At 32.1% G+C, this 12,349-nt stretch carries 15 protein-coding genes; 1 reads left to right on the forward strand and 14 read right to left on the reverse strand.

What is annotated here, in order from left to right:
- Positions 1-188 precede the first annotated feature (188 nt).
- The 4 genes from TD18_RS06265 to TD18_RS06280 form a co-directional block, all read right to left on the reverse strand.
- Complete coding sequence (locus TD18_RS06265; RefSeq protein ID WP_040250086.1) at positions 189-1,730, reverse strand: M28 family peptidase; 1,542 nt, start codon at positions 1,728-1,730, stop codon at positions 189-191.
- Positions 1,731-1,820: 90 nt separating this feature from the next.
- Positions 1,821-2,858 (reverse strand): M28 family peptidase, encoded by a 1,038-nt coding sequence (locus tag TD18_RS06270; RefSeq protein ID WP_040250089.1) that lies wholly within the window; start codon positions 2,856-2,858, stop codon positions 1,821-1,823.
- Between the two features lie 120 nt (positions 2,859-2,978).
- Positions 2,979-3,320 (reverse strand): hypothetical protein, encoded by a 342-nt coding sequence (locus tag TD18_RS06275; protein WP_040250092.1) that lies wholly within the window; start codon positions 3,318-3,320, stop codon positions 2,979-2,981.
- A gap of 6 nt (positions 3,321-3,326) precedes the next feature.
- Positions 3,327-4,106 carry a DUF3108 domain-containing protein gene (locus TD18_RS06280; protein WP_040250575.1) on the reverse strand — a complete coding sequence of 260 codons (780 nt, stop codon included), beginning with the start codon at positions 4,104-4,106 and terminating at the stop codon, positions 3,327-3,329.
- Between the two features lie 182 nt (positions 4,107-4,288).
- Here TD18_RS06280 and TD18_RS06285 point away from each other — a divergent pair, with 182 nt between their 5' ends.
- Positions 4,289-4,474 (forward strand): hypothetical protein, encoded by a 186-nt coding sequence (locus TD18_RS06285; RefSeq protein ID WP_040250094.1) that lies wholly within the window; start codon positions 4,289-4,291, stop codon positions 4,472-4,474.
- A gap of 107 nt (positions 4,475-4,581) precedes the next feature.
- On the opposite strand, the gene TD18_RS06290 is transcribed toward TD18_RS06285, so the two are convergent.
- The 10 genes from TD18_RS06290 to TD18_RS06335 form a co-directional block, all read right to left on the reverse strand.
- Positions 4,582-5,004 (reverse strand): hypothetical protein, encoded by a 423-nt coding sequence (locus tag TD18_RS06290; protein WP_040250095.1) that lies wholly within the window; start codon positions 5,002-5,004, stop codon positions 4,582-4,584.
- A gap of 3 nt (positions 5,005-5,007) precedes the next feature.
- Positions 5,008-5,415 (reverse strand): DUF2452 domain-containing protein, encoded by a 408-nt coding sequence (locus TD18_RS06295; protein WP_040250097.1) that lies wholly within the window; start codon positions 5,413-5,415, stop codon positions 5,008-5,010.
- A 96-nt stretch (positions 5,416-5,511) separates the two neighbouring features.
- Positions 5,512-6,174, reverse strand: a complete 663-nt coding sequence (locus TD18_RS06300) for a hypothetical protein (protein WP_040250100.1) — start codon at positions 6,172-6,174, stop codon at positions 5,512-5,514.
- Positions 6,175-6,189: 15 nt separating this feature from the next.
- Positions 6,190-6,639 carry a hypothetical protein gene (locus TD18_RS06305; RefSeq protein ID WP_040250103.1) on the reverse strand — a complete coding sequence of 150 codons (450 nt, stop codon included), beginning with the start codon at positions 6,637-6,639 and terminating at the stop codon, positions 6,190-6,192.
- 65 nt (positions 6,640-6,704) lie between these two features.
- Entirely contained in the window at positions 6,705-7,157 is a 453-nt protein-coding gene (locus TD18_RS06310; RefSeq protein ID WP_040250106.1) for an Hsp20/alpha crystallin family protein, read from the reverse strand.
- Positions 7,158-7,260: 103 nt separating this feature from the next.
- Positions 7,261-8,634 (reverse strand): MBL fold metallo-hydrolase RNA specificity domain-containing protein, encoded by a 1,374-nt coding sequence (locus TD18_RS06315; protein WP_040250576.1) that lies wholly within the window; start codon positions 8,632-8,634, stop codon positions 7,261-7,263.
- 13 nt (positions 8,635-8,647) lie between these two features.
- A complete protein-coding gene (locus TD18_RS06320; RefSeq protein WP_040250109.1) occupies positions 8,648-9,487 on the reverse strand; it encodes an ATP cone domain-containing protein in 840 nt (279 codons plus the stop codon).
- A gap of 166 nt (positions 9,488-9,653) precedes the next feature.
- Positions 9,654-10,508 (reverse strand): universal stress protein, encoded by an 855-nt coding sequence (locus TD18_RS06325; protein ID WP_040250112.1) that lies wholly within the window; start codon positions 10,506-10,508, stop codon positions 9,654-9,656.
- 65 nt (positions 10,509-10,573) lie between these two features.
- The gene (locus tag TD18_RS06330) at positions 10,574-11,407 is read right to left on the reverse strand and encodes a universal stress protein (protein WP_040250114.1); all 834 of its coding nucleotides are present in this window, start codon (positions 11,405-11,407) and stop codon (positions 10,574-10,576) included.
- A 60-nt stretch (positions 11,408-11,467) separates the two neighbouring features.
- The gene (locus tag TD18_RS06335) at positions 11,468-12,325 is read right to left on the reverse strand and encodes a universal stress protein (RefSeq protein ID WP_040250116.1); all 858 of its coding nucleotides are present in this window, start codon (positions 12,323-12,325) and stop codon (positions 11,468-11,470) included.
- Positions 12,326-12,349 lie beyond the last annotated feature (24 nt).

Consider the following 12,349-nt stretch of genomic DNA (forward strand, 5'->3'; position numbering starts at 1 on the left):
GTGTCTTTAATTAAGCTAAATCTACTTTGGGTGAGAGGTTTATGCAAAGCGTAGTCGGAGTGAATCCGGTCTTTCATCCAAAATCCAAAAGCTTCTCCAAAATGGAGGAGTTTTTTTGTGCGATAAATTGAAATAAAAAACGTTACTCATATAAGTAACGTTTTATAAGATTATTTATAAATGCCATTTTAGTTTGTTTGATCAGCTTTGTCAACTACTATTCTATGATCTCTATTAACGAGTTCCCAAGCTGTATAGAATACAAGACGTGTTCTTTTCTCAAGTAAGTCATATTCAATTTTATCTGGTGTATCGGTTACTTTGTGATAATCATCATGTGTGCCGTTAAAATAAAACGCCACCGGAATATTATTTTTAGCAAAGTTATAATGATCAGATCTGTAATAGTAACGATTAGGATCTGTTTCATTGTTATATCGGTAATCGAGATTAATATTGGTGTACTTTTTGTTTACAGTTTCATTGATGTTATATAATTCTGTGCTTAGCATATCTGCTCCAATGACATAAATATAGTTTCTATCGTTTTCATGAAATTTATCAATACGGCCAATCATATCAATATTGAGATTTGCTACAGTATTTTCTAATGGAAAAATCGGATTAATATCTGTATAATATTTAGATCCTTGTAGTCCTTTTTCTTCAGCAGTTAAATGTAAAAATAAAATAGATCGTTTGGGTCTAAAACCATCTTTGATGGCAGTTTTGAATGCTTGAGCAATTTCTAGCATAGCTACTGTTCCCGAACCATCATCATCTGCTCCATTACTTACTTCTCCATCCTCAATTCCTATGTGATCAAGGTGAGCAGAAATGACAACAATTTCATCAGGGTTTTTCTCTCCTTCTATAAATGCTACAACATTATGAGAATTAAAGCTACTAACATTTTTTTTAAGTGATAACTCGATGTTGACATCCACAATCTTAGGTGCGTCATTGGTATCAATATCATTAACCAATTGCTTAGCGAACGCTTGATTGATAATAAAACTAAATGTTTCATCATCACTGCTAACGGATGAAATACGACCTTCATAATCAGATTCTAGTAACCTATTATAATAATTTGAATAATACTTTTGAGCAGAATCATCCATTATAAGTACAGCTCTTGCACCAAGATTGGAAGCAGTCTCAATCTTTAAATTTCTAGCTCTTCTACCTGAAGTCCATTGTGTTTTTTCTTTTGTACCTGAGGTGACATAAGTGCTATCGGCATTTTGTGGTTCGCCAGATTTAATAAGAACAACTTTACCTTTAACATCTAAGTTGTTATAATCTGAATAAATATCAGTGTGAATGCCATATCCAGCATAGACGATTTGATTAATATTAAGTGAAGGAACATTTACATTTCGTGGAGGAATGAAGTCATCTAAAACGGTTGCTTTTTTACCGTTGACAATTAAAGATACTTCTGGCAATTTTTGGCGTTCTAGTGGAACTTCTTGTAAATAATCATCTTTAAGGAGTGGTGATGCAATACCCATACTGATGTATTTCTCTTGAAGATATTTTGTCGCCATGTCGTGGCCTGGTTCGCCTGTTTCACGACCTTCAAATTCATCTGAAGCATATGTGTAAAGCAAGTCTTTAAGATCATCTGAAGTAATTGTGTTTCCATAAACGGTAGGGTCAGCAGGTTCTTTGGCACAAGTCATTGCCAAGATGCCCAGAGCACCTAGGAGTAGATTCTTTTTCATAGTTGTTTTAGTGTTTTAAAATACGATATTACAAAAATCTCAGATGTTAGAATTTCATATTAATCTATCTTTAACAAACTTTAACAGCAGTTAAGAATCCTGATCTACTTCAATACGTTTTTCGTTATTTGCAATATACCATGCAGTTGCGAAAATTAGTACTGTTCGTTTACGTAAAAGGGGGTAATTTATTTTTTCGGCAGTATCAGTAGGTTCATGATAATCATCATGTGTACCACTAAAATAAAAAATGACAGGAATACCCTGTTGTGCAAAATTATAGTGGTCTGATCGACTGTAATATTGGTTGGGATCGCTGTCACTATTTAAACGATAATCTAATTCAAGTTTTGCGAAATTTTTGTTAGCAGATTCTGAAATATAATGCAGTTCAGTGCTCAACCGCTCCGAACCAATCAGATAAATATAATTAGGATTATCTTCATGGGTATCATCAACACGACCAATCATATCGATGTTAAGATTTGCAATGGTATTGTGCAATGGAAATATAGGGTATTTTGTGTAATATCTTGAACCAGTTAAATCAACTTCTTCTCCTGTAAAATGAAGAAAAACGATACTGCGTTTAGGAGGGAATCCATCGTTTTCAGCCTTTTTAAATGCCTGAGCCATTTCGAGCATTGCTGCTGTACCAGAACCATTGTCGTCGGCTCCATTATAAATGTCATTCTCGGTAAAACCTTCATGGTCCGAATGTCCAGAAATAATTAAAACTTCATCAGGATATACAGATCCCTCAATGTAAGCAATAACGTTTGGCGAACTTTTTATATCATCTGAAAAAAAGGATTCAGGTACTATTTGATAATAGTTATTACTACCTAAAGGCGAGGTAATGCCTTCTTTTACATAGTAATCTTTAATGTAATTGGCAGCTTTATGATGTCCTGGTTCACCAGCTCTTCGACCTTGAAATTCATCGGAAGAAAATTTATATACATGTGTGTTTAGTTCAGCCGAGGTAATGGTTTGAGCATAGTTGTTAATGATGTTTGCATCTGTGAAAACTATATTATCTTTAATTTTTTGTAGTTTTTCGGTATGACTTAAGGTAGCGCAAGATCCAACGAGAGTTAATGCTGATGCGACTATGAGGGCTTTCATGTATTGAATTTCAGTTATTAGAGAGCAATATCCTTTTGATATAGCTCTAATTTTCAGTCAAATAAAATAAAAAAAAAGATAATATTGAAGTTTTAAACGGCTTTAATTTTGAAACATATTTTATTCTAAATCTGCCTCATCTATTTCAAGTTCTTCAAGTTCTTCTATGGCATTTTCTTCAGATTCATTTTCTTTTTCTAATAATTCTTCAGTGTTACCTACTTCAACTGTATTATATACTGATTTGTACGTTGTAACTACCAATGCTATAATTGTCATTAAAAAAATGAGTTGAATGGATTTTTTTGAGTCTTGTTTTCCTTTAAATAAGTAAGTGGCGATACTTCCAAAAACTAAAGCTGCTACTGCTGGAAGATAAGCAATTTTAGAAAGAGGTGTGACCGAAAGAACAACAGCTAAAATAGCAGCAATAAATCCTAAAATAACAAGGAACTTTTTCATAGATAATTAATTTTTTAAACCTGTTGCAGACACAATTTTAAGCTCACCATTACCAACCGGTATTTTAAATTTAGCTAATACTGGAATTTTATTAGCATCAGCTGTTAGCCATAGCAGATTGTCATTATTACCCTTGAGAACAGAGCTGTTTTTGATTGAAATAGCCAATTTATAACATTCTTTTTTTCCAATACTGGTGTTGATGGTTTCTTTGCTAAGGTATTTAACGTTAATTAAAAACTCTTCATTATCAAAAACTACTTTGAAAACTTGATTATCACCAGGAGTGGCTTTGTGAATATCGAGATTTCTAATATTATATATTGTAGATACTAAATCTTTGGTGGTTGCACTAATATTGAATTTCTTTTTCTCTTCCCAAGTGCTGCCATCACCTCGTTTCTTTCTTTTTATGCTTTCTATACTGTTTGTTTTATGCTTGAATTTGTATTGCATAAATTTTTCATAACCACCTTCACTAATGTCTCTTTTATACAGATAAGGTGTTAACGTTTTCGGACTTACGTAACTCTCATACAAATCTCTTATCTTAAAAAAGCTATCCCATTTACTGTACGTGGCAGCAGTACATTTCAATTTTAATAACGTGGATGTTGAGGTTTTTACTTCACTAGTTTCCATAGTGACTTGAGCAAGCTCTGTAAGTAACCCAGACATGTTATACGAAGCACTGAATGTGAGCTTTTCATTAGTGCCAATAGCCGTATTTTGTGCATTAATAATTACAGAAACAAAAAGCAATAGAAGAAGCAGATAATATCTCATGGGTTTGGTTTTATTTGACATCACATTGTCAAACATTAATTGTGCCAAATGTAATACTGAAATTTTAGATATGGAAATTTGAAACTGATAGTAATTTCAATTTTTTTTTACATTAATATTTAGGATAGCAATTGTTATCGATTAATTTTTATTAACTTAGTTTTTAAACTAACCCTCACGTAATGAATATTTTTAAAAAAATAGGAGCTTCAAATGCATTTATGCTGTTCCTTTGTGCCTTGATTATTATAGTTGCAGAATATTTATTTCTTACAGGTGATCAAATTCATGCAATTTTTATCGGTCTTTGGGCTCCAACACTGTTGGCTGTGGTCATTTTTATAAAGCAAATTACGAATGGACGCTAACGATATTGTTTTATGGTTTTCGGTCGCTATATCACTTTGTGTTGTGATTTGGGCAATTTTTGTGATTCGTGCATATAATAAAACGGATCAAGATAGGTAGATTCTTGCTAGTAAGTATTGTAAATAAACTCAAGCAAACTTAAGATAAATAACACGGTCCAAAGCCCAGTTCTGTCCCAATTTTTGCGTACAAGATTCTCTAAAGTTTTATTCGAATATGTAGTATTCAGTATCGCATTATGTAGTGGTACAAACGTCGAAAATGTGATTAACCATAGCGCTACCACTATGATAAGTCCGAGTATATGATAAGCTGTTTGGATTTTAACTACCTGGAACCCATAAATAACTAATTGTAAGACCATTAAAGGAATAACAATACAAGCTATGCGAAAGGTGTATTTTTTGTGCCATTTCAGAAGTTCTTCTTTAGGAAGGTACTTAAAACTAGGATACACTATAAGTTGAATCATCCAGATTAGAATAACTAAACCAAAATCTATGAGTAGTCTTGCAATTGTTAAACCCATAAGTTAATTCTGAGTTTTCTTCCAGAGTTGTTCACTATTTAAATAAAAACTACCAACATAATTAAAATTACAATCTTTAGGTGCAATTATAGATAAGAATGGTTCATCATTTTTGTCTTTATATAAATGATAGGTTTCACCAATAATAGGTTCAAAATTAAAACGCGCATTATAAACCAAATTATTATACGCTAACTCATCCATCATTTTATCATACTCAGCTTTTAGTTCAAGATATTTGGCTTGAATTTGTTTGTTAGCTTTATAGATGTTTTTGTTTTTCCAAGTTGTCGCATCTGTTACTTCAATAGCCGGAGCGCCTACATTAGTTGCATAGGGTTTTAAAGCAGCATCATAATTTTGAGTAGCTTCATTAAATACAACTTGGTCGGGTTTTTTTTGTTTAGACATAGCTAGTCTTTTTTTCAAAGATACTAGAACTAAGTTTTAGTTAAAAAACTAGGTTGTTTATTTAAGGAAATTTTATGTAAATAACGATGTATTTTCTTAATTGATAAGGTTCGTTGATTCCTGATTGTTTATCGGCAACGATTTAATTAATTGCTCTTCTTCTAAGACCAAAATAGCTAATTTTACATAGTCATTAACTGTCTTTTCTATAGATTGAGCTTGAGGATCTGTAATATTGATATAGCCTTTCCAAATAAGTTCTCTATCTTTAGTTGGACAAATGCAATAAACTGAGGTCTCTGCTTTATATATTTGGTAGGCATTATAATAATTCGGACTGTAATATATATCTTGATGTTTCAGAAATTCATCTTTGAATTTGCGATAGGTTTCATTATAGCTTTTATAACTTTCACTATATGTAATTTTTTCTTCAACACCAATAATTTTAGTAAGTAAGATGGTATCAAAGCCAGACTTTATAAGTTGACTTTCTAAACTATCTAATTCTGCTGTATTCATTTTTTCTGTTTTAAAAAGATCAAAACTCATTACAACTTCATAACCTCTTAATTCTAATTCCTGTTTAAGTTTTTCTTCAAATTGGAGTCTTGCAGTTTCATCTGAAGTCAGACCTACAACAAGTACTTTGTAAGGCTCATAACTATCAATATCTGGGTTTTTCCAACTTTCAACTAATTGAGTAGAAGAACAACTTAAAAGTAAAAGCATCAGTAGAATTGAGATCCGTGATTTCATAGCAGAATATAGGTGTTATTTTTTATCAATTAAGTGTCTTTGTTTTTCTTCTTTTTTGATGGTTTTTATGATATCGAAGAGTTGTGATTTCAAAGATTTGTAGTGTTTTAAGAAGTCAGAAATTGTATGGATTAAATCTCTATGTTCTTTAGCGTATGCCTTTTCTCTATCTAATTGATTGATGCCATCAACCATAATTTGAAGTTCATTTTCATGTGTTTTCACAGCTTCAATGAGCGTGTTATTTTGTTTATGAGATCGATTGATAGCGTCGATAATTTCTTTATTGTCTGAAAATGTGTCCAATGCGATTAATTGCGATGTGAACGTTGTGATAAGATCTTCGAAAAAGCGATGTTCATCTCTTACAAACTGTAATTCAGACAGCCATTCTTTTGATGCTTCATGCATCTGGTCTACACTTAACCATTCGGTATAGTGTGCGTATGTTTTTCCTGTTTTCATGATTTCATAGTTTATAGTTGAAAGCAGAAAGTAAACCCTCAAATTACCTTCTGCTTTCTCAACTCTTAAAGAACTTCGATTACTTTTTTAGGCACTTCTTTTTTACCTTCTTTCTTTTGAAGATTTAATTTTAAAATACCATTTTTATAGGTGGCTTTGATATCTTGATCAATATTCACCGATTTAGGTAGATTTAGTGATCGTTTGAAAGAATTGTAACTAAATTCTTTTCGAGTATAGTCGTCATTTTTACTTTCTTTTTCTTGTTTTTTCTCACCACAAACATTTAAAATATTATCATTTATGGTTACTTCAAAATCCATTTTAGAGAATCCTGGTGCAGCAAATTCGATTTCAAAATCCTGATCATGTTCTTTAATGTTCATAGCAGGCATTAAGCTATCTTCTTCAAAGAAGTCGTTGTTAAAAAAATCATCTGTACTCAAAAATGATTTTAAGCTTTCATTGTTCCAAGATGGGAACAATCTATTTCTGTTATTAAATTTGATAAGTGACATAATGTTATATTTTTAAAATTAAACTTATTTAATGCTGTTAAGTTACTGATGAAGATGAAGTTATGAAATGATATTAATCAGTTTGATCAATCTATTTAAGGTTTTAAATGAGTAGTTTATCAACATCTGTTAATTTAGGAACACAAACATTCCAACCATAAGTGTCTTTTATTTTTACTCTAAAGACATCTAAAGCTGCTGGTTCGCCGTGAATTAAATATACTTTTTCAGGAACATTTTTAATGCTTTTCATCCAGTTGAGCAAGCCTTCTTGGTCAGCATGAGCAGATAAACTCTCTATATTTTTAATAGTTGCATTGACAGGATAATATTTTCCGAAAAACTTAATCTCATGAGCACCATCTTGCAGTTGTCTGCCTCGCGTTCCTTCAGCTTGATATCCAACAAGTAATACGGTTGTTGAAGGTTCGTCTATGAGCTGCTGTAAGTAAGTGAGCACACGACCACCTGTAACCATACCACTTCCAGCGATAACAATTTTAGAGCGTTTATCATCAATAGTTTCCCAGGTTTCCTTATAAGACTCTACGATATTTACATGATTACACATAGCGTTGTAATCTTGTCTAGATAATTTATGCCATTGCGGAAAGCGATTAAAAACCTCCAAGACATTATTTCCCATAGGGCTATCAATAAATATGGGAATATTCGGAATTTTATTGTTTTTATATAATTTCCATAAAACATACATTAATGTTTGTAGTCGTTCTACTGCAAAACTTGGAATGATAAGATTTCCTTTTTTGTGAATCGTATCAGTAATAATTGAAGTTAAAATAGTTTCTACATGCTCTTGTGGATGCAATTTATTGCCATAAGTGCTTTCAATGAATAAATAGTCTGCCCATTCAGGTGTTTTTGGATCCTTCAACAGATAATCATTGTTTCTCCCAATGTCTCCCGAAAAAACAAAACGTTTCCCATTGATATCTATTTCTATAAATGTGGCACCAATAATATGACCATTATATTGAAAGCGGCAGGCAATGTGTTCAGATAATGTCATCCATTTATCAGCCTCCTCAGGCTTAAATAATACGATTGTGTTTTCAGCATCTTTAATAGTGTAAAAGGGTAGGGCAGGTGTATGTTTGGTGTAGTGTTCCTTGTTTGCTTTTTCGGCTTCCTCCTCATGTATTTTAGCACTGTCTTTAAGAATAATTTCAGCAATTGCTAGCGTAGGAGCAGTTCCGATTATGCTTCCTCTAAACCCTTGTTTGTATAATCGAGGAAGATATCCAACATGATCTAAATGCCCATGAGTAAGTAAAACTACATCAATTTCACTAACATCTAGTGGAAGGTCATTCCAGTTCAATTCTCGAAGTTCTTTTAGACCTTGGAACATACCACAATCAATAAGAATATTTTTTTCTGAAGTTTCTATGAGAAACTTTGAACCTGTGACAACTCCTGATGCGCCTAAAAAATTAATTTTTACAAATTTTTCCATTTTAATGAGATGTTTAATGACACAATTGAGAAATTTCATTTAAAATTTTCTCTTTTCTGACTTCAGAAATTCCAAGATGATCCAAATAGAAAACATCTCCTATTAATTCTCTACACAACACGATATCTCTACTTAATAAAAATTGTTTTTCTCTATTCGTGAGCAATGTAGAAACAGTTATGGGATATAATCCTAACCTATCGATTCGGTCTTTCAATCCGTCATCTTTTGGGTAATCCCAACTCAACAAGTACAGTCCGCAGCATTTACCATATTGCAATGCATCTTCCGTAAATCTGGTATTGGTTGCCAGCCAACCTTTAGTAAGTTTAGAATCGTTTTTAGGATTAGTATCCCAATAGGTTTTTATATCTAGATATCTCGAGTTGATATAAAGAGGAATTTTCACATTGCAGTTGAGACCTTGTTCGCCATGAAACTTACACTCTATAATAGTTGTTTCATGGTTTTTGTTAGCAATTACATCGACTTCATGGGCTACGCATTTGCCTTGTAAAATTTTGCCAACTTCAGTTTTGTAACCAGAGAATTTTAAAACAGCACTCACAAAACGTTCAAAGGGAAAACCAGTTGGTCCTAATTCGTAGATGGCTTTTTTTAGTTTGTATTTAGAGGCTAAATAACTTTTCTTTTTTTTAAGAAGCGCAAAGGCTCTATTATAAATTTCTTTGGTTGAGATGCCTTGGTAGAGCTCATCACGAACATGATCTATTATTTGATCTATAGTGTCTTTTTCAGCTCCAGTACGTTTTAGAGATGATCGTAACTTATCTATTGAAAACCTTACTTTTTCTCCAGATGATTTTGTGATTTCAAAGTCTGTATTATTCATGTTTAAATTTTTAAAAAACTGCCAAAATTAAAAGCAATAATGGCAGTTTCGCTTCACTAACTACGTAAATTGTTGAAATTTAATTCAACTTAAAGAAGTCTCTTTCCAAAGGTTTTACATAGATTTTTCATGACACTATGAGCTTTATTTTTATCGATTTTAGCTTTCAATTTCTTAAATCGTGCATTGTTAAAATGGGTACATTTAAATGAAAGGAAATGTTTTTTACCAATGCATTTGTTAGAACACTTCCAAAAAAAGCATGTTTTTTATTTATAAAAGCGACCATGTCACTCGAGCGGCTCTCAACAAACAGGTTTACGGCGACCATTACAGAATGGTGTGACATATTATGAAACTTATAATTAGTGCCTTCTAAAATATCTTCTAGCAATTGTTTGTTGTCGATTTGAGTTTGATTCAATGCATCATCTTCCTTTACGTGAAGAATGGCTATGGTTGCATCACTTTTTTTTGCAATAGATGTAAGATAGTTCAGTTCTCTTCTTTTGTAATGGGTTTTAAAGCTTGTTGGGAATACGATTTCATTAGGTAATTCTATTTTTGAATTTTCAGGAACGACAATAACTGGGCAATTGCGTACTTTTTCCATTACATAAATGGCAGTACTACCAAAGGCTGTTGCTTTTGAATGGGTTTGTCCTTTAGTACCCATAACTATCATTTCAATATCTTTTTGTTCAACGATTTGTTTAATAGCATCGATAACATTATTAAACCTTGAGATTACCTCAAAATGATGTTTTGGATTCTCATCATTACTAAATGTAATCATATCATAAACCCTTGCTAAACCTTCTTCAGAGTTGTACTTTGCTTGTTCGTACAATTTGCTGCCAGGTTCCAAATTGAGTAAGCTATCTAAAATATTACTAGTAGCTGAAAAGACATTAAGAATGTAAAAATCACAGGTATCATTTTTATGTAATTCCCTAGCATAACTCAAAGCCTTCAATGAGTTTTTTGAAAAATCGGTAGGAATTAAAATGTTGTGTTTCATGACTGTAATCGTTAATGTCTAAGTCTAAAATTAGCACATTCATAGTGTAATAGGAATGATATTCATCAGTTTGAACAAGGGACAACCAGAAAAGGTATTGTGGGATGGAATCCGATTTTCTTTATAATAGGCTCCTTAATAATACTCTCAATAAAACTGTGTTTGTAATTAATCATTACTAGCATATTGATGTCCAGTTCTTCAATAAATTCGTTGATCTGTTTTGACTTTTTTGTGTAGTCAAGCATCCAGTGAAAAGTATGTGGATGGTCTTCCAGATAGGCTTTGAGCATGGCGAGATTGTAATCTTGAGCACTCGTTAGATGATCTTCGTTACTTATGTGAACAATTCTAATTTTAGAGTTATGCAAATCTGTCAGCCGTTTCAGAGGACGCAATTCTTCACCGTAAAACCGATTAAAATCTGTAGGAAAAGCAAATTGTTTGGGTTCAACATAATCAAATTCATCAGGAACAACAAGAATAGGGCACAGTTTCATTTTTTTAATGATGTTCACGGTGTTACTTCCGAAGAAAATTTCTTTTGCTTTTGTCGTTCCTTTTGTACCCATGATAACGAAATCAATAGCGTACTTTTTTACGACAATTTCAATGGCTTCATGAAGATCTTCTGAACTTAAAATAACTTCAAAATCATGATTTGCATTGGCATTGGTATGTGTTGCCATTTCTTTGAGATCTGCTAGTTCTTTCATGTCATTTTCTTTCATCATATTTAATAATTTATTAGATAGATTAGACATTACTGAAACTTTCATTTTAGTCGCATGTAAAAAGTAAAACGTGCACTCTTCTTCAGCAAATAATTTTAAACCATATACAGCTGCACTCCACGCATTATCAGAAAAATCTGTGGGTAAAAGGATATTGAATTTCATAGCTATTAGTCTTAAATTAAAACTGTAATTTAATGCTTATACTCACCTTTTGAAATGATATTAATCAGTAGATCCTTGTTTCGTTGGAATTACTAAAAACGGAACATTTAAATGGAACCCAATTTGATTAATGGTGTTTTTGAAAAACAAATTTTCAAAAAATGAATGTTTATTGTTGACCATGACCAAGAGGTTGATTTTATGCTTAATCTGAAATGTATTTATGGCTTCAACTAAATTCATGGTCTTGACATCATGAAATAAATAGGCTGTGTTTTCAAATACGGATTCCAGTTCTAATTTATTTTGCTTCTGAAGATCTGTCAATTCATTACCAGTTCTAACGTACATGGCATTAATTCTGGAATGATTGTGCTCTGCTAATTCTTTTACGATCTGAATTTCAATTGTATTATAATTTACTTCAAGATCAGTTGGGAATAAGATTTCATGAGGATGTTCAAACTCAAAATCGGATGGAATGGCTACAATAGGGCATTTAATATCATTAAACACATGTACTGTATTTGACCCAAATAACACTTCTTTTGCGCCTGTGGCTCCTTTAGTTCCCATGACGATTAAATCAATAGGATGCTTGATAATAAATTCTTTTATACCTGAAACCAGAGTGTTAAAACGAGCTGAAGTTTCAAAACAATGATTTGGATTACTACCAAATTTTGATGTAATTTTTGAAACTAAATCTGCTAGGTTTTTTTGCGATGTATCTCTTACGGCATCGCCTAATCCAAATTGAGCAGGATAGCCAAGAACATATTCAACGTGATAAATAACAGGTGTGTATGTGTTTAGTAAATAGAATGTACATATTTCTTTTTTGAAAAGCTTGATAGCATATGTAATAGCATTCCATGAATTTTCGGAAAAATCTGTTGGTAAAAGGATATGTTTCATTGCTTAAAATTTAATAGGTTTGAA

The organism is Psychroserpens mesophilus (assembly GCF_000826645.1).
Taxonomy (GTDB): Bacteria; Bacteroidota; Bacteroidia; order Flavobacteriales; family Flavobacteriaceae; genus Psychroserpens; species Psychroserpens mesophilus.